Source organism: Burkholderia sp. Leaf177 (assembly GCF_001424345.1).
In the GTDB taxonomy this organism is placed as follows: Bacteria; Pseudomonadota; Gammaproteobacteria; order Burkholderiales; family Burkholderiaceae; genus Caballeronia.
Genome location: NZ_LMPF01000006.1, coordinates 38,043 through 59,960, shown reverse-complemented (window position 1 = coordinate 59,960; position 21,918 = coordinate 38,043). Strand labels below are relative to the sequence as shown.

At 60.2% G+C, this 21,918-nt stretch carries 16 protein-coding genes; 13 read left to right on the top strand and 3 right to left on the bottom strand.

Annotated elements, in window-relative coordinates; genetic code table 11:
• The first annotated feature begins 119 nt into the window (after window positions 1-119).
• From nudB to ASG35_RS09020, 7 genes are all read left to right on the top strand, one after another.
• Window positions 120-596, top strand: coding sequence for a dihydroneopterin triphosphate diphosphatase (nudB, locus tag ASG35_RS09050; RefSeq protein ID WP_056355738.1), 477 nt, complete (start codon window positions 120-122; stop codon window positions 594-596).
• Complete coding sequence (gene clsB / locus ASG35_RS09045) at window positions 596-1,873, top strand: cardiolipin synthase ClsB (RefSeq protein ID WP_056355736.1); 1,278 nt, start codon at window positions 596-598, stop codon at window positions 1,871-1,873. The genes nudB and clsB overlap by 1 nt, the downstream gene beginning before the upstream one ends.
• A gap of 183 nt (window positions 1,874-2,056) precedes the next feature.
• On the top strand, window positions 2,057-2,656 hold the full coding sequence (locus ASG35_RS09040) for a TetR/AcrR family transcriptional regulator (protein WP_056355797.1): 600 nt from the start codon (window positions 2,057-2,059) through the stop codon (window positions 2,654-2,656).
• An 82-nt stretch (window positions 2,657-2,738) separates the two neighbouring features.
• The gene (locus ASG35_RS09035; protein WP_056355733.1) at window positions 2,739-4,526 is read left to right on the top strand and encodes an acyl-CoA dehydrogenase C-terminal domain-containing protein; all 1,788 of its coding nucleotides are present in this window, start codon (window positions 2,739-2,741) and stop codon (window positions 4,524-4,526) included.
• A 74-nt stretch (window positions 4,527-4,600) separates the two neighbouring features.
• Window positions 4,601-7,036, top strand: coding sequence for a 3-hydroxyacyl-CoA dehydrogenase/enoyl-CoA hydratase family protein (locus tag ASG35_RS09030; RefSeq protein ID WP_056355732.1), 2,436 nt, complete (start codon window positions 4,601-4,603; stop codon window positions 7,034-7,036).
• Between the two features lie 160 nt (window positions 7,037-7,196).
• Entirely contained in the window at window positions 7,197-8,396 is a 1,200-nt protein-coding gene (locus ASG35_RS09025; RefSeq protein WP_056355795.1) for an acetyl-CoA C-acyltransferase, read from the top strand.
• An 87-nt stretch (window positions 8,397-8,483) separates the two neighbouring features.
• A complete protein-coding gene (locus ASG35_RS09020) occupies window positions 8,484-9,248 on the top strand; it encodes an enoyl-CoA hydratase (protein ID WP_056355730.1) in 765 nt (254 codons plus the stop codon).
• A gap of 65 nt (window positions 9,249-9,313) precedes the next feature.
• On the opposite strand, the gene fdhD is transcribed toward ASG35_RS09020, so the two are convergent.
• Complete coding sequence (gene fdhD, locus ASG35_RS09015) at window positions 9,314-10,159, bottom strand: formate dehydrogenase accessory sulfurtransferase FdhD (protein ID WP_056355728.1); 846 nt, start codon at window positions 10,157-10,159, stop codon at window positions 9,314-9,316.
• A gap of 193 nt (window positions 10,160-10,352) precedes the next feature.
• On the opposite strand from fdhD, the gene ASG35_RS09010 reads away from it, so the two are divergent.
• Both ASG35_RS09010 and ASG35_RS09005 read left to right on the top strand, forming a co-directional pair.
• Window positions 10,353-10,829, top strand: a complete 477-nt coding sequence (locus tag ASG35_RS09010) for a nitrate reductase associated protein (RefSeq protein ID WP_056355727.1) — start codon at window positions 10,353-10,355, stop codon at window positions 10,827-10,829.
• 100 nt (window positions 10,830-10,929) lie between these two features.
• Window positions 10,930-14,112 (top strand): EAL domain-containing protein, encoded by a 3,183-nt coding sequence (locus ASG35_RS09005; RefSeq protein ID WP_082508299.1) that lies wholly within the window; start codon window positions 10,930-10,932, stop codon window positions 14,110-14,112.
• Here the strand turns inward: ASG35_RS09005 and ASG35_RS09000 are convergent.
• Window positions 14,058-14,468, bottom strand: coding sequence for an acyl-CoA thioesterase (locus ASG35_RS09000; protein ID WP_200945701.1), 411 nt, complete (start codon window positions 14,466-14,468; stop codon window positions 14,058-14,060). The two genes, ASG35_RS09005 and ASG35_RS09000, sit on opposite strands and share 55 nt — an antisense overlap.
• A gap of 265 nt (window positions 14,469-14,733) precedes the next feature.
• On the opposite strand from ASG35_RS09000, the gene ASG35_RS08995 reads away from it, so the two are divergent.
• Window positions 14,734-16,608 (top strand): ABCB family ABC transporter ATP-binding protein/permease, encoded by a 1,875-nt coding sequence (locus tag ASG35_RS08995; RefSeq protein WP_056355724.1) that lies wholly within the window; start codon window positions 14,734-14,736, stop codon window positions 16,606-16,608.
• A 54-nt stretch (window positions 16,609-16,662) separates the two neighbouring features.
• On the opposite strand, the gene ASG35_RS08990 is transcribed toward ASG35_RS08995, so the two are convergent.
• The gene (locus tag ASG35_RS08990) at window positions 16,663-18,054 is read right to left on the bottom strand and encodes an MFS transporter (protein ID WP_056355791.1); all 1,392 of its coding nucleotides are present in this window, start codon (window positions 18,052-18,054) and stop codon (window positions 16,663-16,665) included.
• A gap of 286 nt (window positions 18,055-18,340) precedes the next feature.
• On the opposite strand from ASG35_RS08990, the gene ASG35_RS08985 reads away from it, so the two are divergent.
• From ASG35_RS08985 to ASG35_RS08975, 3 genes are all read left to right on the top strand, one after another.
• Window positions 18,341-19,309: a LysR family transcriptional regulator gene (locus ASG35_RS08985; protein ID WP_056355722.1), complete on the top strand. Its 969-nt coding sequence runs from the start codon at window positions 18,341-18,343 to the stop codon at window positions 19,307-19,309.
• Window positions 19,310-19,418: 109 nt separating this feature from the next.
• Window positions 19,419-20,732, top strand: coding sequence for a Glu/Leu/Phe/Val family dehydrogenase (locus ASG35_RS08980; protein WP_056355720.1), 1,314 nt, complete (start codon window positions 19,419-19,421; stop codon window positions 20,730-20,732).
• A 279-nt stretch (window positions 20,733-21,011) separates the two neighbouring features.
• Complete coding sequence (locus tag ASG35_RS08975; RefSeq protein ID WP_056355718.1) at window positions 21,012-21,905, top strand: glutamate/aspartate ABC transporter substrate-binding protein; 894 nt, start codon at window positions 21,012-21,014, stop codon at window positions 21,903-21,905.
• The last annotated feature ends 13 nt before the right edge of the window (window positions 21,906-21,918 follow it).

Here is a 21,918-nt window from a genome sequence, read left to right as displayed (position 1 = left end):
GCCTCATACCCATAGCCCACAGGCAACATCCGAAACGAAAAAGGCGCTTGATGCGCCTTTTTCGTTTTTTAGGTTACATTCTTCGGCCAGCTTCCATGAATAGCCGCACCGTTCCAAATATGCCCAAGCCGCCGAAAATCCCCGAATCCGTCCTCGTTGTCATCCACACGCCTGAAATGGACGTGCTCGTCATCGAGCGCGCCGATCGGCCGGGGTTCTGGCAGTCCGTGACGGGCTCCAGGGATCACATCAATGAACCCTTTTCCCTGACCGCCGCGCGCGAAGTGGCGGAGGAAACGGGCATCGTGGTCGGCAGCCCGGGCGTGCCGGAACGCTCGCTGATCGATTGGCATCATCAGATTGAGTACGATATTTATCCTGAATGGCGGCATCGGTACGCGGAGGGCGTCGTGCGCAACGTCGAGCATCAATTCAGCCTGCTCGTGCCGCACGGGATTCCAGTCACGCTCGCGCCGCGCGAACACACGGCTTTTCTCTGGTTGCCGTTTCGCGAAGCCGCGGCGAGGTGTTTTTCATCGTCGAACCGTGAGGCGATCCTCCAATTGCCCGAGCGCCTCGCGGAGCACAGCCGGTGATGGGTTTCGGCGGGCCTTCCCGTCGCTTTGCGCGACTCAAGCAGGCGTTGTTTCGCGGGCGCCGCCCGGGCAGGTTGTGCTTCACGATCAACAACACGGTCAAATTGCTCAAATCGGGCGATGCATTTTTCCCGGATTTGATCGGACGCATCGACGCCGCGAAGCACGAGGTTTCGCTCGAAACCTACATTTTCTGCGACGACGCCGCCGGCCGCGCCGTTTCCGCTGCGTTGATGAACGCGGCGCGGCGCGGCGTGCACGTGCGCGTGATCACGGATGGCATCGGCACGGCGAAGCTCCCGCTTTTCGATGAATGGGCGGCAGCGAATGTCGAACATCGCATCTATAACCCGCATCTATTCGGCCAACTCGGATTTTCGCGCACGCATCGGAAGCTGGTGATTATCGATCGTCAGATTGCGTTTTGCGGCGGCATCAACATAGTCGATGACTACGAGCAGAACGGCGTGCGGATCGAATTTGCGCGATGGGATTTCGCGTTGGAGACACAAGGGCCGGTAGTTTCCGACGTACGCGAAGCCTTCGATCTCCAATGGCAGCGGATTCGCCTCGGCGTGAAGCCGCGCGGTTCGAGCGTGCAGGACCAGAACGCGAAGCCTGGCGATTCATCGCGAAGCAGCCGCCGCGCGCTTCGTGCTCGTCTACGGGCGCGCCGCGGCATGATTCACGCAGTCGACCGGCCATGCGTGGCGTTCGTTGCCCGCGATAATCTCCTGAACCGGCGCGCGATCGAAAAAGCGTATCTGGCGGCCATTTCCCACGCGGAAAAGGAGGTGATGCTTGCCAATCCGTATTTCATGCCGGGCCGCAAGTTGCGGCGCGCGCTGGTCCGCGCTGCGCAGCGCGGCGTGCGCGTGACGCTGGTGATCGGCCGGAAGGAGTTTGTCGCGCTGGATTACGCGACGCCGTTTTTATATCGGAACTTGCTGAAATCGGGCGTGCGGATCGCGGAGTACGAGAAAACCATGCTACACGGGAAGGTCGCCGTGGTGGATTCGAACTGGGCGACGGTCGGGTCGTCGAATCTCGACGCGTTGAGCCTCGTGCTGAACAACGAGGCGAACATGGTGCTGGTGAATCACGAAAACGAGATCGTGAAATTGCGGGATTCGATCCTCGCGGCCTACGAAGACGCCCGCCCAATCACGCTCGAGCAATACGCGGCGCGTCCGGCCGGTGAGCGTCTGCTTAATTGGCTCGCGTACAACGCGTATCGAACGATGATGAAAATGCTCACCATCGGCCGCTACGATTGACGTGCTCGGGCCACTCCCACTGGCCCCGGAACCACGATCCGGCACAAACTTGAGCCGTGTCCTATCGACGCGATGAAAAGTTAGACCCCGGTTTCTAATAAAAAGCTTGTTTCAGGAACGGTCGGCTACAATAATCGTACGGCCGTTCGATTTTATTTCGGTTAAATGAAAACGGTAAAAATCATGCGAAAAGGCGAACAGACACGAGTCGCAATCCTCGACGCCGCGTTGGACCTGGCTAGCCGGGACGGACTCGAAGGTTTGACGATCGGCTTGCTGGCCGAGCGGATGCAGATGAGCAAGAGTGGCGTGTTCGCGCATTTCGGCTCACGCGAGGATCTGCAAGTGGAAGTGGTGAAGGAATATCACCGCCGCTTTGAAGACGAAGTGTTTTATCCGAGCCTGCGCGAAGCGCGCGGTTTGCCGCGTTTGCGTTCCATGCTGGCGCGCTGGATGGAAAAGCGCATCGAGGAAGTGACAACGGGCTGTATCTACATCAGCGGCGCGGTGGAGTACGACGATCGCGCCGACAGTGCAGTCCGCGAGCAACTGGTGCATAGCGTGACGACCTGGCGAGCAGCGCTGACGCGCGCGATCAATCAGGCGAAGGACGAAGGCCATTTGCGTGCGGATACCGATCCTGCGCTGATGCTTTTTGAACTCTACAGTTTCACGCTCGGTCTGCATCATGACGCGCGTTTCCTGCATTTGCCGGAGGCCGTGCAACTGACGCGGGACGCGCTGGAAAAAACGATGGTTTCGTATCAAAGCAAGGGTCTGTAGGCATCGGCGAATCGGCGGAATATGCAGTAGCAGATTCGACGGCGCTCGTGGCCTAAGCTTCCTGGACACTTGGAGATGAAGAATGGGACAGTACACAGCGCCGCTGCGTGACATGCAATTCGTGTTGCATGAATTGCTGAACGTGGAGAACGAGGTCAAGAACATGCCGAAGCATGCGGACCTCGACGCCGACACGATCAATCAGGTTCTGGAAGAAGCCGGCAAGTTCTGCGCCGAAGTGCTTTTTCCGCTGAATCAGGTCGGCGATCGCGAAGGCTGCACGTACGAAGGCGATGGCGTCGTGCGCACGCCCGCAGGCTTCAAGGAAGCCTACAAGCAATACGTGGAAGCCGGCTGGCCCGCGCTCGGTTGCGATCCGGAATACGGCGGCCAGGGCTTGCCGGCGTTCGTGAACAACGCGCTGTTTGAAATGCTCAATTCGGCGAACCAGGCCTGGACGATGTACCCCGGCCTTTCGCACGGCGCTTACGAATGCCTGCACGCGCACGGCGCGCCCGAGTTGCAGAAGGCGTACTTGCCGAAACTCGTCGATGGCACCTGGACCGGCACCATGTGCCTGACCGAGCCCCATTGCGGCACGGACCTGGGAATGCTGCGCACGAAGGCCGAGCCGAACGGCGACGGTTCGTACGCCATCAGCGGCACAAAGATTTTCATCTCCAGCGGCGAGCATGATCTGGCCGAGAACATCGTGCATCTGGTGCTGGCGCGTCTGCCGGGCGCACCGAATGGCACGAAGGGGATCTCGCTTTTCATCGTGCCGAAGTTCATTCCGACAGATGCCGGCGCGCCCGGCGAACGCAACGGCGTGAAGTGCGGTTCCATCGAACACAAGATGGGCATTCACGGCAATTCGACCTGCGTGATCAATCTGGATTCAGCGAAAGGCTGGCTCGTCGGCGAGCCGAACAAGGGCTTGAACGCCATGTTCGTAATGATGAACGCGGCGCGTCTCGGCGTTGGCATGCAAGGCCTCGGGCTGACGGAAATCGCGTATCAGAACTCGCTCACGTACGCGAAGGAACGCCTGCAGATGCGTTCGCTGACGGGGCCGAAAGCGCCGGAGAAGGGCGCTGATCCGATCATCGTGCATCCGGATGTTCGTCGCATGTTGCTCACGCAAAAGGCTTATGCCGAAGCGGGCCGCGCGTTCACGTACTGGGCTGCGCTCAACATCGACAAAGAACTGTCCCACGCCGACGAAGCTGCACGTAAAGATGCCGCCGATCTGGTTGCGCTGCTCACGCCGGTCATCAAGGCCTTCCTGACGGACAACGCGTTCGAAGGCACCAACATGGGTATGCAGATCTACGGCGGCCACGGTTTCATCTCCGAATGGGGCATGGAGCAATACGTGCGCGATGCCCGCATCAACATGATCTACGAAGGCACGAATTCCATTCAGGCGCTGGACCTGCTCGGCCGCAAGATTCTCGGCGACATGGGCGCAAAGCTGAAGAAGTTCGGCAAGCTCGTGACGGACTTCGTGGAAGAAGAAGGCGTGAAGCCGGAGATGCAGGAGTTCATCAACCCGCTCGCGGACATTGGCGACAAGGTCCAGAAACTGACGATGGAAATCGGCATGAAGGCCATGCAGAATCCGGACGAAGTCGGCGCCGCTGCCGTGCCGTATCTGCGTACCGTCGGGCATCTGGTGTTCTCGTATTTCTGGGCGCGCATGGCGCGTATCGCGCTAGATAAAGAAGCCGAAGGCGATCCGTTCTACAAGGCGAAACTCGCGACCGCGCGTTTTTACTTCGCCAAGTTGCTGCCGGAAACGGCATCGACGATTCGCGCCGCGCGCGCCGGATCGAAGACGCTGATGGAATACGACGAAGCCTTGTTCTAGGCCTCTTTTGCAATGCGCCGCGTCTTTGGAAGACGTGGCGCATCGTCATACCGAATACTCTCCCGGAGACAAACGTGAGCAATCTGAACATACGCAAGGTGGCGGTTCTCGGCGCCGGCGTGATGGGCGCGCAGATCGCTGCGCATCTGATCAACGCCCAGGTGCCGGTCCTTCTGTTCGACCTGCCGGCAAAAGAAGGCCCGAAGAACGGCATCGCGCTGAAGGCGATCGAAAACCTGAAGAAGCTTTCGCCCGCGCCGTTCGGCGTGAAGGACGACGCCCAATATATCCAGCCCGCGAATTACGACGACGACATCGAGAAGCTGAAAGAGTGCGATCTCGTGATCGAAGCGATCGCCGAGCGCATGGACTGGAAACACGATCTGTACAAGAAGGTTTCCCCGTACATTGGCGAGAAGGCGATCTTCGCGACGAATACGTCGGGGCTTTCGATCACGGAATTGTCGAAGGGTTTCTCCGATGAACTCAAAGCGCGTTTTTGCGGCGTGCATTTTTTCAATCCGCCGCGCTACATGCATCTGGTCGAACTGATTCCGACCAACACCACGCAGCCGGAAATCCTCGATCAGCTCGAAACCTTCCTGACGAGCGTGGTCGGCAAGGGCGTCGTGCGCGCAAAGGACACGCCGAATTTCATCGCGAATCGCGTGGGCGTGTTTTCGATTCTCGCGGTGATCGCGGAAGCCGAGAAGTTCGGACTGCGTTTCGATGAAGTCGATGACCTCACCGGCGCACGTCTTGGCCGCGCGAAATCGGCGACGTTCCGCACGGCGGATGTGGTCGGGCTCGACACCATGGCGCACGTCATCAAGACGATGCAGGACAACCTGCCGGACGATCCTTTCTTGCCGATGTACGAAACGCCGGCGGTGCTTGCCGGACTGGTGAAGAACGGCGCGCTGGGACAGAAGTCGGGCGCGGGTTTCTACAAGAAGGAAGGCAAGCTCATCAAGGTGCTGGACCCGAAGACGGGAACGTACATCGATGGCGGCGGCAAGGCGGATGAACTCGTCGGCCGTATTTTGAAGCGTCCGTCGGCGGAACGCCTGAAACTCCTGCGTGAATCGCAGCATCCGCAAGCGCAATTCCTGTGGTCCATTTTCCGCGATGTGTTCCATTACATCGGCGTGCATCTGGAATCCGTTGCGGACAACGCGCGCGATATCGATCTCGCGATCCGCTGGGGTTTCGGCTGGAACGAAGGCCCGTTCGAAGGCTGGCAATCGGCCGGCTGGACGCAAGTCGCGCAGTGGGTGAAGGAAGATATCGATGCAGGCAAGGCGTTGTCGAAAGCGCCGCTGCCATCGTGGGTTTTCGACGGTCCCGTGGCCGAGAAGGGCGGCGTGCACACCGCTGAAGGCTCGTGGTCGCCGAGCGCTTCGAAATTCATCCCGCGTTCATCGCTCGATGTCTACGCGAAGCAGGTTTTCCGCGCGCCACTGATTGGCGAGACAGGCGTCGATCCCAAATCCTACGGCAAGACGCTGTTCGAAACCGACGCCGTGCGCGCCTGGGTCGATGATCGCGCGGGCGAAGACGATGTCGTGATCGTGTCGTTCAAGAGCAAGATGAACACGATCGGGCCAGCGGTTATTGAAGGTTTGACGAAGGCGATCGAACTTGCCGAAGCCGATTACAAGGGCGTCGTGATCTGGCAAACATCGGCATTGAAACTCGGCAACCCGGGCGGCGCGTTTTCGGCCGGCGCGAACCTCGAAGAAGCCATGCCCGCGTTCATGATGGGCGGCGCGAAGGGCATCGAACCGTTTGTAAAGAACTTCCAGCAAGGCATGTTGCGCGTGAAGTACGCGAGCGTGCCGGTTGTTGCCGCCGTGTCAGGCATCGCGCTCGGCGGCGGTTGCGAACTCGCGCTGCATTCGGCGAAGCGCGTTGCGCACTTCGAAACGTATATGGGGCTGGTCGAAGTCGGCGTCGGCCTGGTGCCTGCGGGCGGCGGCTTGAAGGAAGCGGCGTTGCGTGCGGCGTCCGCGGCAAGCGCCGTGAATGCCACGAGCGATCTGCTGAAGTTCCTGCAGAAATCGTTCGAAAACGCCGCGATGGCAAAGGTCTCGGCATCGGCTTTGGAAGCGCGCTCGATGGGTTATCTCAAACCGTCCGACACGATCGTTTTTAACGTGCACGAATTGCTCGATATCGCGAAGAAGGAAGCGCGTGCTTTGAGCGCCGCCGGTTATCGTGCGCCGTTGCGTGTTACGCAGATTCCGGTGGCGGGACGTTCGGCGATATCGACCATCAAGGCGTCGCTCGTGAACATGCGCGACGGCCGCTTCATCAGCGATCACGATTTCCTGATTGCGAGCCGTATCGCGGAAGCTGTGTGCGGCGGAGACGTGGAAGCGGGAAGTCTTGTCGATGAAGAATGGTTGCTGGCGCTCGAACGTCGCGCGTTTGTCGATTTGCTTGGCACCGCGAAGACGCAGGAACGGATCATGGGCATGTTGCAGACCGGCAAGCCGGTTCGTAACTAAGGCGCGGACAATCGCATTTGCGGAAGGACTGGAGTAAGACATGGGGCCGGAGTAAGCGCTAAAGCGCCAACTCCGGCCGACACGCCAACTCCAGCCGACCGCAATGCATGGGGCTGGAGTAAGGCGCTAAAGCGCCAACTCCAGCCGACAGGAGATGCAAATGAGCAAACAAGTGCAGGACGCATACATTGTCGCCGCGAGCCGGACGCCTATCGGCAAGGCGCCGCGCGGCATTTTCAAGAACACGCGCCCAGACGAACTGCTGGTCCACGCGATCCGTTCAGCAGTCGCGCAAGTGCCCGGGCTGGATTCGAAGCTGATCGAAGACGCGATCATCGGTTGCGCAATCCCGGAAGGCGAGCAAGGGCTGAATGTGGCGCGTATCGGCGCGTTGCTGGCCGGTTTGCCGAACACCGTTGGCGGCGTGACCGTGAACCGCTTCTGCGCATCGGGCGTGACCGCGCTGGCGATGGCCGCCGACCGGATTCGCGTTGGCGAATCGGACGTGATGATCGCGGGCGGATGCGAATCCATGAGCATGGTGCCCATGATGGGCAACAAGCCGTCGTTGTCGCCGCATATCTTCGATCGCGATGAAAACGTCGGCATTGCCTACGGCATGGGTTTGACGGCGGAACGCGTGGCCGAACGCTGGAAGATCAGCCGCGAAGCGCAGGACGCGTTCTCGGTGGAATCGCATCGGCGTGCATTGGAAGCGCAGCGTACCGGCGAATTCAACGATGAAATCTCGCCCTTCGCGCTGAACGAACGTTTCCCGGATCTGGCGACGGGCGAGATTCGCGTCAACGCGCGCGAGATCAAGAACGACGAAGGTCCGCGTCAGGACACGACCATGGAAGGGCTCGCCAAGCTGCGCCCCGTCTTTGCCGCGAAGGGTTCGGTCACGGCGGGCAACAGCTCGCAAACGTCCGACGGCGCCGGCGCGTTGATCGTGGTCAGCGAGAAGATCCTGAAGCAATTCAACCTGACGCCGCTCGCGCGTTTCGTGAGTTTCGCGGTGCGCGGCGTGCCGCCGGAAATCATGGGTATCGGGCCGAAGGAAGCGATTCCTGCCGCGTTGAAAGCGGCGGGTTTGACGCAGGACGATATCGACTGGATTGAACTCAACGAGGCGTTCGCGGCGCAATCGCTGGCCGTGATTCAGGACCTGGGGCTGGATCCGTCGAAGATCAATCCGCTTGGCGGCGCGATCGCGCTGGGTCATCCGCTCGGCGCAACGGGCGCCATTCGCGCCGCCACGGTCGTGCATGGCTTGCGCCGGCGCAACCTGAAGTACGGCATGGTGACCATGTGCGTGGGAACGGGCATGGGCGCGGCGGGCATTATCGAACGGATGTAAACGGTAAAACGCGGCTCGTCCGTTAAGGCATAACAACGGTTCGCGCGCCTGGCGGTTCGCGAGCCGTTATTCATTCAGGAGACAAGAATGGACATCATCACGGAACACATCTACGGCGTTTTGAGCATCACGATCAATCGCCCGGCGCGCAAGAATGCGCTGACGGCGGAGATGTATCAAACCATGGCAGATGCTTTTTTCGATGCCGAAAACGATCCGTCAGTGCGCGTGGTCCTGATTCGCGCCGCGGGCGATACATTCAGCGCCGGCAACGATCTCGAAGATTTCATGAAGGCGCCGCCCTCGAAACCGGATGCGCCCGTGTTCCAGTTCCTGCGCCGGATCAGCACGGCGCAAAAGCCGGTCGTGGCGGCGGTGAACGGCGGGGCTGTGGGTATCGGTACAACGATGCTGCTGCATTGCGACCTCGTCTATGCCGCATCGACAGCTAAGTTCGTGTTGCCGTTCGTGAACCTCGGGTTGTGTCCGGAAGCGGCGTCGAGTCTGCTTTTGCCGCGCATCGCGGGTTATCAGCGCGCGGCTGAAAAGCTGCTGCTCGGCGAACCATTCGATGCAAACGAAGCCGCGAACATGGGCATCGTGAACCGGGTTTTATCGGCGGAAGAAGTTGGTGATTTTGCGTTCGCGCAGGCCAGGAAGCTCGCGGCGTTGCCACCGGCGTCGCTGAAGGCGACTAAAGCGCTGATGAAGAACGGTCACGCCGATGAAATCAGCGCGCAGATGGCCAAAGAAGCGGTGTATTTCGCAAACATGCTGACCGCGCCCGAAGCGAAGGAGGCGTTCACGGCGTTCTTCGAAAAGCGCAAGCCGGATTTCAGCCGGTTCAACTGAGCGTCAGGGCGCGTATCAAGCGTTAAGCACGCGCCCGTCAAGCACGCGCCGTTAAGCACGCGCCGTTAAGCACGCGCCGTTAAGCACGCGCCATATTCCACGAACCCGTTCTCGCGCGCGAAACTCACCAGCCGCAAGCCTGCTTTTTCCGCGATGGAAATGGCCAGCGATGTGGGCGCGGATATCGTCACGAGCATGGGCACGCCGACTCTTGCCGACTTGCGCACGAGCTCATAACTTGCCCGGCTCGATAAAAACACGAACCCTTGCGTGGTATCCACGCGCTGCAACACGAGATGGCCGATCAGCTTGTCGAGCGCGTTGTGACGGCCGACGTCCTCGAACGCGTATTTGACCGCGCCGGTTTCGTCGCACCAGGCGGCGGCGTGCAATCCGCCCGTCAGCTTCGACAATTGCTGATGCGCAGGCAATTCCCGCGCGGCGTGGGCGATGGCGTCATCGGCAAGACGATTCAGGAAGCCTGTGTCGGGCACGCGTTCAGGTTGCAGATCCAGCAAATCGATACTTTCGATGCCGCACACGCCGCAACCCGTCCGGCCGGCCAGCGCCCGGCGCTTCTGCTTCAACGCAACAAACGCCTGCTGCACGACCTGCAGATGCACTTCGGCATGCGGCAGCGTATCGCCCTCGGCGTTGTGGAAAAATACCTCGATGTCATGAATGTCGCTGCCGCGCTCCACAATCCCTTCGGTCAGCGAAAACCCCACCGCGAAGGCTTCCAGATCGCGCGGCGTGCACATCATCACCGCATGCGAAATGCCGTTGTAGACGAGCGCGACGGGCCATTCCTGGCCCACGTCGTCGGCGGTCTCGCGGATCTCGCCCATCTTGTGGCGCGTGACTTGACGTTCCACGTATCCGGGTTGATCGTCTATATCTGTCTCATTCATGTTCTGGCTCTCTTGCTATTGCTTACGATGTCGCGTTTTAGCCGCTACCTATAAGAATTTATAAGAGAAATCTGGGCATAACGCTTGCTGCTTTATGGTGCAACAGACACACTACAAGCCGTTCAAGGCCCTACGATAACCTACAGCGGCCTCACTCGCTTCCCTTGACCTCTTTGCCCACGAGGCACTCGCCATGGCACTTTACGACGCTCCGCGCCTGTTCGGATTCGAACTGGAGTCGACTGAGAATCTGAGCTTCATCCCGCTCGTCGTGCGTTTTAATCTGGATCGATTCGGACAGCGGATTTCCCTCGATGAATGGCGCCGCCTGCCGCACAGCGACCGCGAATTGCTCGCGCGCTTTCCGGTGGAAGACGACGCAGCCATAGAACCCGCGTTCGATCAGGCTATCGCCGAAATGCTGCGCACCCACGCCGATGCAAAACCGGAAACGTTCGCCCCTGACAGCGATCCGATCTGGGCGCATACGGACGTTGTGCCGGAAAGCGTGATCCGCCAGAGCAGCTTGTGCGGCATTGGCTCGCCGAGCCTTGGCCGCTGGTCCGAGCTTTCCGCCTTCCAGCGTTATGCGCTCGCCAAGTTGTCGCGCAAAAGCGAGGTCAACCACGATTTCGTCCCCGCCATGAAAGAGTTCGGTCTCGCTGATTAAGCGCTTACTCTAAATTCCCGAAGTTTCCTGCCGATAACTCTATCGAACCGACGGCTCGCGCTCACTCCTCAAGCGCGAGCCGTGGGCGGTTATCGGACCCATGAAATCACTTTTCTCGCGCCGTTTGCTGGTCAACATCGCGGTCGTCCTCGTGGCGATGGGCGCGAACGCGTTCGTCGCTTACGAGCAAATCGGGCTGCAAGGCGACGCCGACGTCCGCACCCGCCGCTCACTCAGCCTGATGCGCGATCTCGACGCTTACCGGAGCGCGCTCGGCGGCAGTCTTCCGGAAATCGGCCGGTATGAAGCGACCGGCGTGCTCAAATCCGCCGATGTCCGCGCGGATATCGAATCGCACATCGACGCGCTGGAAAGCGGCCTGCGCGCGCAGTTCGCGTTCGAGCCGGACATGCATGGCGCATTCGATGCCCTCGCGGAAAGCGCGCGCATTGCCAAGCGCGACGCGCATTCGGCGTTCGAACGCGCCGCTGCCGACGCACCCGGCGCCACCCGCGACTGGGCGCGCGCCGCGTTCGTGCGCTTGAGCGAAGACCAGGAAGCGCTCGATGACGAACTGGCCCAGTTGCGCGCCCGGGAATCCGATTCGCTCGCCGCCACCCTGAACGAATCCGCCCGTGCATCGAGCCGCGCGGTGTTCCTGCTTATCCTCTCCATGCTGGCTGGCGGCGCCGCGCTCATGTACACGTTCGCGAGCCATGAGCGTTCGTCGCGCGACAAGCTGCGCGTGGCGCGGGCCATGCAGCGCAGCAACGAGCGTTTCCGCGATCTGTTCGACGCGCATCCGGTGCCCATGTGGATTGTCGATGGCGACACATACCGGTTCGTCGCCGTGAATCCGGCGGCGCTTTCGCATTACGGCTACAACGAACTCGAATTCCTTTCGATGACCGTGCGCGATCTTCACGCCGGCAACGACTTCGACCAGTTCGCCGCGTTGCTCGCGCGCAGCGCCGGCGACCATCCCGGCACCCAGCATTCGGCGGGCGTGTGGCGCCACAAACGGCATGACGGTGTGGAAGTAAGCGCCGATATCTCGTCGCATTCGCTGACATATTCGGGCCAGCCGGGCATCTTCATGCTGGCCAACGATGTCACCGACCGGATCAATGCGGAGACCGAGGCGCGGCGTTCCAAGCAGATGCTGGAGTCGCTCATCGACAATATTCCGCAGCGGATTTTCTGGAAGGATCTCGAGTCGCGTTATCTGGGCTGCAACTCCGCGTTCGCGCGCGATGCCGGGCTCGCCAGCAAGGAAGAGGTGATCGGCATGACCGATTGCACGCTGCCCTGGGCCGCAGCCGGAAACCTTCTGCGCGCCGAGGACAATCTGGTTGTCGCGACCGGGCAGCCGGTCATGAATCAGGAGCGCGACTTTTTTGTGCGCGGCGAAATGCGCACGTCGCTCACGAGCAAGTTGCCGCTGCTCGACGGCGCGGGGCGGATTATCGGCGTGCTGGGGACTTACGACGACACGACCGGCCGCAAGCGCTCTGAACTCGCGCTGCGCCTGCAAAGCCGCGCGCTCGATGCCTGCGTGAACGCCGTGCTGATTACATCGACCACGAGCAAGGGCAACGTGATCGAGTACGCGAATCCGGCGTTCAAGCGCATCACGGGTTACGACCCGGCGGAGATCGTCGGCCGGGATTGCCGTTTCCTGCAACGCGACGACCTCGATCAGGAAGGGCTCAACATAATCCGCGCCGGTCTCGCCGCGAATCGCGAAGTGAGCGCGGTGCTGCGCAATTACCGCAAGGACGGCGTGCTGTTCTGGAATCAGTTGCTGGTCGCGCCCGTGCCCGATGCAAACGGCCAGACGACACATCATGTGGGCGTGATCAACGACGTCACCGAAGTCATCCGATACCAGGAACAGCTCGAATATCAAGCCAATTACGACGCCCTGACGCGCCTGCCCAACCGCAATCTGCTGCGTGGCCGGCTGCAGGACGCCATCGAGCGCGCGCGGGCTGGCGAGTCCACGCTCGCCGTTGTTTTCGTCGATCTGGATGGCTTCAAGAACGTCAATGACAGTCTCGGACACAGCGTCGGCGACCGTTTGCTGTCTGTCATCGCCGAGCGGCTTGCGCGTTGCGGCCGTCCGGGCGACACCATCGCGCGTCATGGCGGCGATGAGTTCGTCGCCGTGCTGCCCGATATTGCCTGCGAGAGCGCGCTGATCGGCTGGATGGAGCGCGTTCGCAGCGCGATATCGGATCCCGTGTGGCTCGACGGAACCGAGCTGTACGTTGGCTGCAGCATGGGCGCGAGCCTGTTCCCGCAAGACGGCGCCGACGCCGAAACCGTGCTCAAGAAAGCCGATCTCGCGATGTATCGCGCGAAGGACATGGGGCGCAACACCTATCAGTTTTATCAGCCGGAGATGAACGCGAGCGTCGGCGCGCGGATGAACGTCGAGCAGCGTTTGCGGCGTGCGTTGCGCGATGGCGAATTCCTGCTGCACTATCAGCCGCAGGTCGACCTGAAGACGGGCGATGTAGTTGGCATGGAAGCGCTCGTGCGATGGATGGATCCGGAATTCGGGCTGGTATCGCCGAACTTGTTCATTCCGGTCGCCGAGGAATGCGGGCTGATCGGGCCATTGGCCGAATGGGTGTTGCGCGAAGCGTGCCGGCAGAACAAGGCGTGGCAAAACCAAGGTTTGCCGCTCGCGCGGATGTCGGTGAATTTGTCGGCGCGGCAATTTCAGCAGCGCGATATACGGGAACTCGTGACGTCGGTGCTGACAGAGACCGGACTGGAGCCGCAGTTCCTGGAACTCGAACTCACCGAAAGCGCAATCATGCACAACGCGGATGCCGCCGTGACGACCTTGTCCGATCTGGCGGCGCTCGGCGTGGGAATTGCCATCGACGATTTCGGCACCGGATATTCCAGCCTCGCTTATCTCAAGCGTTTTCCTGTGCACCGGCTGAAGATCGACCGCTCGTTTGTTGCGGATATCGGCACGCCGAGCGGCAATGAAACGATTACGTCGGCGATCATCGCCCTTGCGCATTCGCTCGAACTTCAGGTGATCGCGGAGGGCGTGGAAACGGCGGCGCAACTCGATTTCCTGGTTGCCCGCGATTGCGACGAAATGCAGGGCTTTTTCTTCTCGCAGCCGCTACCGGCCGAAGATATCCCCGCGCTTTTGCTCAGCACCCAGATACGGATCGCCGAGCGTTCCACCCTCGATAACCCGGCTCAGTCGAGCGCGGGCAGCGCACGCGGACGGCGGTCGCTGTCGGTCGCCACGTAGGTCAGCGTTGCCTCGGTCACCTTCACCACGTCTTGCGTGAGGCTCATGCGCTGCGCGTAGACCTCCACGGAAACCGTCACGGAGGTATTCCCGGTTTTCACGATATCCGTATAAAAGCTCAGCAGGTCGCCCACGAACACAGGTTGCTTGAACACGAACGAGTTGACGGAGATGGTCGCCACGCGCCCGTTCGCGCGCCGGCTGGCCGGAATCGATCCGGCGATGTCGACCTGCGCCATGATCCAGCCGCCGAAGACGTCGCCGTGGACGTTGGCATCGGACGGTTGCGGTACTACGCGCAGCGCGACCGGCTTGTTCGGGAGTTGCAGGGAATCGGTCACGAGCTTCAGTTCCATTAGAGTGGCGCCGGCCGGTGAGCGCGCCACGACGCCTTCTGCGACAATGCAGGATTAAACGATGTTGCCCCGCGCTTGAACGAAATTGACTCGTTTAGCAGGCTTTTAGGGCGTCGCAGCGCTGAGGTTTTGTCCGCCTTGCGCGCCGCGTAAGCATCGAATTGTACGGGAAAGCCCGCATTTTGAGACTGGCGCCCGCCCGCAATACATCCTGTGTCCAGCGTCGTTTCGTTATCCGGCGCGGACCTCTGCAGACCTCGAATCCATGCGCCGTAATTCGCCTTCCGAACCCGTTCCTATCGCCCATGGCCCGCGCAACGACTGGCAGACCATCCGCTCGCTGCTGCCTTACCTCACCACGTACAAATGGCGCGTCGCGTTCGCGTTAACGTGCTTGATCGGCGCGAAGGTGGCGAACCTGGGCGTGCCGATCGTGATGAAAAAGGTCATCGACAGCCTCAGTTCCATCCAGCATCTGACCGCGCTCGGACGCGCGCAGGATTCGGCGGCGATCATTCTGATCAGCGGCGTGGGCTTGCTCGTGGTGGCGTACGCAATCGTGCGCTTGTCCACTTCGCTTTTCACCGAACTGCGCGAAATCCTCTTCGCGAAGGTCACCGAAAGCGCCGTGCGCCAGCTCGCGCTGAAAGTGTTCCGGCATTTGCATTCGCTCTCGTTGCGATTTCATCTCGAGCGGCAAACCGGCGGCATGTCGCGCGATATTGAACGCGGCACGCGCGGCATCCAGCAACTGGTTTCGTATTCGCTTTACAGCATCTTGCCGACGCTCGTTGAAGTCGGTCTCGTGCTCGGCTTTTTCGTGACGAAATACGAAGCGTATTACGCGGTCGTCACGCTGATTGCGCTCACCACTTACGTGATCTTCACGATCAAGCTCACCGAATGGCGCACGCATTTTCGCCGCACCATGAACGATCTCGATTCGAAGGCGAATTCGCGCGCGATCGATTCATTGTTGAATTATGAAACGGTCAAGTATTTCGGCAACGAGGAATGGGAAGCGCAGCGTTACGACGAGAATTTGCTCCGATACCGCGCGGCAGCAATTCGCTCGCAGCGCTCTTTGTCGGTGCTCAACTTCGGGCAGCAATTCATTATCGGCACGGGCCTGGTTTTCATCTTGTGGCGTGCAACGCAAGGCGTGATTGCCGGACGTCTGACGCTCGGCGATCTCGTGCTGATCAACACGTTCATGCTGCAGCTTTATATTCCGCTGAATTTCCTGGGCGTGGTGTATCGCGAACTCAAGCAAAGTCTTACGGACATGGATCGCATGTTCACGTTGCTCGGCGCAGGACGCGAAGTGCCCGACGCACCCAACGCGCTGCCGCTCGCCGTCAACGGCGCGCAAGTGCGTTTCGAGAACGTGAGTTTTTCCTACGAAAGTTCGCGGGCCATCTTGCACAACATCGACTTCACGATTCCCGCCGGAACCACGACGGCGGTCGTCGGCCACAGTGGTTCCGGCAAGTCGACGCTCGGGCGGCTGCTGTTTCGTTTCTACGATCTCGACCGTGAACAAGGCGGACGGATCCTGCTCGATGGCCAGGATATTCGCGACGTCACGCAGGATTCGTTGCGTGCGGCGATTGGCATCGTGCCGCAGGATACGGTGCTCTTCAATGATTCGATCTACTACAACATTGCGTATGGCCGGCCATCGGCTTCACGCGATGAAGTGATCGCGGCGGCGCGCGCGGCGCATATTCATGATTTCATCGAAAGTCTTCCTGCTGGGTATGAAACGCCGGTCGGCGAGCGCGGATTGAAGCTGTCGGGCGGCGAAAAGCAGCGCGTGGCGATTGCGCGGACCTTGCTCAAGAACCCGCCGCTGTTGATCTTCGATGAAGCCACGTCCGCGCTGGATTCCAAATCCGAACGCGCGATCCAGCATGAGCTCGATCTGATCGCGCGGGAACGCACGACGCTGATCATTGCGCACCGGTTATCGACGGTCGTGCATGCGCAGCAGATTATCGTGATGGATCACGGGCGGATCGTGGAGCGCGGAACGCACGGGGAACTGGTGCGCGCCGGCGGATTGTTCTCGCAGATGTGGGCGTTGCAGCAGCAGAAAGCGGCGGAGCCGGAAGCCACGATAGAAGCGGTCCGCGCATAAAAAAACGTCGATGCCGGCTGAAAGGCATCGACTTTTCTTAGCATTCACCCGACGTCATTCAGTTGCATGCACCAAGGTCCCGGAACCGCCGTGCGCACCGCCCGCCATTTCCGGCGATGCCCACCGCAACCATTGCGTACGCAGCGCCAGCAGGAACCCGAACGCGAACACCGCGAGCACACCGAACGTTGCAAATCCCATCTGGTAGCTGCCGGTACTTTCGCGAGCCATTCCCATGATCACCGGCAAATAAAATCCGCCAATCCCGCCAGCCGCGCCGACAATCCCCGAAAGCAATCCCGTCTTGCCTTTCCAGCGCTGCGGCACGAGCTGGAACGTCGAGCCATTGCCAAGCCCGAAGCAAAGATAAAGACACACCAGCAACGCGATACCGCCAGCCACCGGCGGCATCCATATCGCAAACGCGAAATCAGCCGCGGCAATCACCGCGAGCAAAACCAGCAACGCCCTTACGCCGGTCACACGATCCGCGAGATACCCGCCGAACGGCCGCACGATAGCGCCTAGCGCCGCGAGCATTGCCATGAAGAGACCAGCTTCGATCTTCGGCATCTGATAGAGATTGGTCAGCAGCAGCGTCACATACGAGGACATGCCGACAAACCCGCCGAACGTGATGCTGTAGATCAGCATGACGACCCACGTATCGCGTTCGCCGAGCACGGCGCGGTAATGTTTTGGCAACACGGCGATTGCGAGCAGCGCGCCCAGCACTGGCAGCAATAAAACGCCAGTACGTCCGCCGCCAAACACCCCGCCATGCACGGCAAGAACCAGCACGATCAACCCGGCCAGCGTGATCACGAAACTGCCCATCGCGCGCGATGTACTGCCGCTTTTCACGCCCGCGTCCGACGCCCACGCGAACAATGCAATCGCCGTGATCGCGAGCAAGGGCAATGCGGCGGCGGTTGCCATCTTCCAGCCGAAGGCATCGGCGAGATGAGGAAAGAGGAAACCATCGAGCACCGCGCCGATATTGCCCGCCGCCGCCAGCCCCAGAACCAGGCCCTGCACTTTGGGCGGATAGTTGCTGCCGGCCATCGGCAACGCAACGGCGAAGCTCGCGCCGCCCATGCCCAAAAAAACGCCGAGCACGAGCAACAGGGAATACGACGGCGTGCCTGATAAAAGCGGCAGCACGATCGTCGGAACCGATGAAAGCAGCACGCCCATCAGCGCGACGCGCCGGCCATTAGTAGATTGATACAGGTTGCCGAGCGTCACGCGCAGGATCGCGGCGGCCAGGACCGGCACGGCAACGAGGAAGCCTTGTTGCGCGGCGGTCATCGTGATGTCTTTGCTGATGAACGGCGCGAGCGGACCGTAGAGCACCCAGACGGTGAAGCCGGTATCGAAGTAGAGGAAGCACGCGACCAGCGAACGCCAGTTGCCGCTTTTCAGAGACGTGATCAGGTTTTTCATCGGATCCTCAGGATGGACTGCAGCGCGGGGCCGACGAGAAATTGCAAGCATCATGCCAATGAAATCCATGTTTTCCGCCGATGTCCGGTGAGCGAATGGCGGCGTGCTTCTGCATCGATTCATATACGTTCAAGCCGATAGCCACACGTAAGCGCTCACGCACCGGCAACGCGGCGCCGCAGCACCGGGCAAGTGCGCGCGGCGTAACGATGGTGCGAGCGCCTCGTGCGCAACGGTAAAATGCGAATGCGTCCACGACGCACCCCAACCAGCCCGAAGGCGCCGCATGGAACTGAAATGGCTCGAAGATTTCGTCTCGCTTGCGGAGACGCGCAGTTTCAGCCGCTCGGCTGAATTGCGGCACATCACGCAACCGGCGTTCTCGCGGCGCATCCAGGCGCTCGAAGCGTGGCTCGGCACGGACCTGATCGACCGCTCGGTTTATCCGACGCGTCTCACTCAGGCTGGTCAAGTCTTCTACGAACAAGCGCTCGCGATGCTTTCGCAATTCCACGAAGCACGCACGCTCTTGCGCGGCCAGACAGGCGTGCCCGATGCAACCATCGACTTCGCCGTGCCTCACACACTTTCGCTGACCTATTTCCCGCGATGGCTGCAGCACATCGAAGCGCGGCTGGGCCGCATCAACACGCGTTTGCGTGCGCTCAATGTGCATGACGCGGTTTTGTCGCTGGTGGAAGGCGGCTGCGATCTGGTGATGGGTTATCACCATCCAAGCCATCCGGTCGCACTCGATCCCGCGCGCTACGACATGCTCACGCTCGGCGCCGAATTGATCAGTCCGTTTTCATCGGTGAATAAAGGCGGACGGGCGCGCTACGTGTTGCCTGGCGCCGCCGATGCCCCCGTTCCGTATCTTTCGTACACGCCCAACGCCTACCTCGGGCGCATGACGGAGGTGATCATCGCGACATCGCCGACACGGCTTTATCTGGAAAAGGTCTACGAAACCGACATGGCCGAAGGTCTCAAGGCCATGACCCTCGCCGGCCACGGCGTGGCGTTCCTGCCGCACAGCGCGGTCGCCAATGAAGTCGATGAAGGCCTCCTGATCCGTCTCGACCGGGGAACGCGCGGCACGCCCGCAGGTCAGTTCACGCTGACCATGGAGATTCGTTTGTATCGTGACAAGATGGCGTCGAAGGGCGACGACCCGCGTCAGGCGTTGATGCGAAATCTCTGGGAAGCGGTAGGCGAGGAGATATCGCGTTCAGTTGAAACCCAGGCTCCATAAGCCTTCCAAGCGTTATGCAAGAAAAGCATAACGCAATGATGAAACGGCATTGGATTTCAATAAGCGAATTTTCGACAATGAAGCTATTCCACACAACGTTGGAGCTTCAATGTCACCGCAGCAACAAGAACAAACTGCACCTGCTGTTCAGCACGCCATTCCCTCCTATCTCGATTCCACCCATCTCGGCCCCTGGGGCAACTATCTTCAGCAGGTCGATCGCGTCGCGCCGTATCTCGGCTCGCTTTCCCGCTGGATAGAAACGCTCAAGCGTCCGAAGCGCATCCTGATTGTCGATTGCCCCATCGAACTTGATAACGGCACGGTCACGCACTTCGAAGGCTACCGGGTGCAGCACAACATGTCGCGCGGTCCGGGCAAAGGCGGCGTTCGATACCACCAGGACGTGACGTTGTCCGAAGTGATGGCGCTTTCGGCGTGGATGTCGGTGAAGAATGCGGCGGTCAACGTGCCGTACGGCGGCGCGAAAGGCGGTATTCGTGTCGATCCGCGTACCTTGTCGCGTGGTGAACTGGAGCGTCTGACACGCCGATACACCAGTGAAATCGGCATCATCATCGGGCCGAACACCGACATTCCCGCGCCGGACGTCAACACGAACGAACAGATCATGGCGTGGATGATGGACACGTATTCCATGAACCAGGGCCAGACGGCAACGGGCGTGGTGACCGGCAAGCCGATCTCGCTCGGCGGTTCGCTCGGCCGCAAGGAAGCGACGGGACGCGGCGTGTTCGTGGTCGGCTCGGAAGCGGCGCGGCGCATTGGTTTCGACATTGAAGGCGCGCGGATCGCCGTGCAGGGTTTTGGTAACGTCGGCGGAATCGCGGCGCGTTTGTTCCAGGAAGCCGGCGCGAAAGTCGTGGCGGTGCAGGACCACACGGGCTCGCTCTACAAATCATCGGGTATCGATGCAGTCGCGCTGTTTGACTACGTCGGCAAGCACGGCGGCGTGAGCGGCTTCGAAGGCGCCGATGTGATCGGCAAGGACGAGTTCTGGACCGTCGAAAGCGACATCCTGATTCCGGCCGCGCTCGAAGGCCAGATCACGGAAGAAAACGCGCCGAAGATCCGCACGAAGATCGTGGTTGAAGGCGCGAACGGCCCGACCACCACCGCCGCCGACGACATCCTGCACGACAAAGGCATTCTGGTGATCCCCGACGTGGTTGCGAACGCGGGTGGCGTGACGGTTTCCTACTTCGAGTGGGTGCAGGATTTCTCGAGCTTCTTCTGGACGGAAGATGAAATCAACCAGCGGCTCGAGCGCGTGATGCGCGAAGCATTCGCCGCGGTGTGGACTGTTGCAAGCGAGCACAAGGTTTCGGTGCGGACGGCGGCGTTTATCGTGGCGTGTACGCGGATTCTCCAAGCGCGTGAAATGCGCGGACTTTATCCATGATTTCGGCGGCTGCGAACGTTTGCGAGCACAGACTTTCATGAGACCGCGATAAGCGAAAAAGCATCGACAGCCCGGCGACGTCCTGAAGGACTCGCCGGGCTTTTCGCGTAAGAAGTAAAAGAACAAAAGGAGACAAAGCGCAATGACCGAAAAGTCGTTAAAGTGCGCGCTGCGCAAGGCGTACAGCGGGTGTCTCAAAATTAGCAAGTGTGGACAACATTCATTCTTTCAACTTTATTACCCTGCTAAAATTGCCCCGTTTTCAAGGAGATCACAACCATGAAGTTTAAAAAAGCCGCACTGCTGCTCGCTGCCTTGGGTGTTTTTGCCTCAGGCGCGCAAGCCCAAAATAACGATACGCTTAAGAAGATCAAGGATTCCGGAAATATCTACCTGGGTTTCCGCGAGTCGTCGATTCCGTTTTCGTATTACGACGACAAGCAACAAGTCATCGGTTATTCGTATGAGTTCGCCTTGAAGGTGGTCGACGCCGTCAAGGAAAAGCTCAACATGCCGAACCTGAAGATCCAGCAGAAATCGGTTACTTCGCAGAACCGCCTGCTGCTCGTGACGGGTAATCAGATCGACCTCGAGTGCGGCTCGACCACGAACAACCTGGAACGCCAGCAACAAGTCGCGTTCTCGAACACCATCTTCGTGATCAGCACGCGCCTGATGACCAAGAAGGATTCGGGGATCAAGGACTTTGCCGACCTGAAGGGCAAGACGGTTGTAACGACCGCAGGCACCACGTCCGAGCGCCTGCTTCGCAAGATGAATCAGGACAAGAGCATGGGCATGAACATCATCAGCGCAAAGGATCACGGCGATTCGTTTTTGACGCTGTCGACGGGACGCGCCGTTGCCTTCATGATGGATGACGCGTTGCTGGCCGGCGAACGCGCGAAGTCGAGCAACCCGCAGGACTTCGTGATCGTCGGCGCGCCGCAGTCGCGTGAAGCGTATGGCTGCATGCTGCGCAAGAACGATCCGGAATTCAAGAAGGTAGTCGATGACGCTATCGCCAAGGTCGAAACCTCGGGTGAAGGCGACAAGATCTACAAGAAGTGGTTCGAAAGCCCGATTCCGCCGAAGGGCCTGAACCTGAACTTCCCGGAAAGCGACGACATGAAGGCTCTTTTCAAGAGCCCGAACGACAAGGCTATCGACTAATCTCGATCTCGTC

What these genes read in the sequence shown, in the direction of transcription:
- nudB (WP_056355738.1), top strand. Translation starts at nt 120, where the DNA reads ATGCCCAAGCCGCCGAAAATCCCCGAATCCGTCCTCGTTGTCATCCAC.
- clsB (WP_056355736.1), top strand. Translation starts at nt 596, where the DNA reads ATGGGTTTCGGCGGGCCTTCCCGTCGCTTTGCGCGACTCAAGCAGGCG.
- ASG35_RS09040 (WP_056355797.1), top strand. Translation starts at nt 2,057, where the DNA reads ATGCGAAAAGGCGAACAGACACGAGTCGCAATCCTCGACGCCGCGTTG.
- ASG35_RS09035 (WP_056355733.1), top strand. Translation starts at nt 2,739, where the DNA reads ATGGGACAGTACACAGCGCCGCTGCGTGACATGCAATTCGTGTTGCAT.
- ASG35_RS09025 (WP_056355795.1), top strand. Translation starts at nt 7,197, where the DNA reads ATGAGCAAACAAGTGCAGGACGCATACATTGTCGCCGCGAGCCGGACG.
- ASG35_RS09020 (WP_056355730.1), top strand. Translation starts at nt 8,484, where the DNA reads ATGGACATCATCACGGAACACATCTACGGCGTTTTGAGCATCACGATC.
- fdhD (WP_056355728.1), bottom strand. Translation starts at nt 10,159, where the DNA reads ATGAATGAGACAGATATAGACGATCAACCCGGATACGTGGAACGTCAA.
- ASG35_RS09010 (WP_056355727.1), top strand. Translation starts at nt 10,353, where the DNA reads ATGGCACTTTACGACGCTCCGCGCCTGTTCGGATTCGAACTGGAGTCG.
- ASG35_RS09005 (WP_082508299.1), top strand. Translation starts at nt 10,930, where the DNA reads ATGAAATCACTTTTCTCGCGCCGTTTGCTGGTCAACATCGCGGTCGTC.
- ASG35_RS09000 (WP_200945701.1), bottom strand. Translation starts at nt 14,468, where the DNA reads ATGGAACTGAAGCTCGTGACCGATTCCCTGCAACTCCCGAACAAGCCG.
- ASG35_RS08995 (WP_056355724.1), top strand. Translation starts at nt 14,734, where the DNA reads ATGCGCCGTAATTCGCCTTCCGAACCCGTTCCTATCGCCCATGGCCCG.
- ASG35_RS08990 (WP_056355791.1), bottom strand. Translation starts at nt 18,054, where the DNA reads ATGAAAAACCTGATCACGTCTCTGAAAAGCGGCAACTGGCGTTCGCTG.
- ASG35_RS08985 (WP_056355722.1), top strand. Translation starts at nt 18,341, where the DNA reads ATGGAACTGAAATGGCTCGAAGATTTCGTCTCGCTTGCGGAGACGCGC.
- ASG35_RS08980 (WP_056355720.1), top strand. Translation starts at nt 19,419, where the DNA reads ATGTCACCGCAGCAACAAGAACAAACTGCACCTGCTGTTCAGCACGCC.
- ASG35_RS08975 (WP_056355718.1), top strand. Translation starts at nt 21,012, where the DNA reads ATGAAGTTTAAAAAAGCCGCACTGCTGCTCGCTGCCTTGGGTGTTTTT.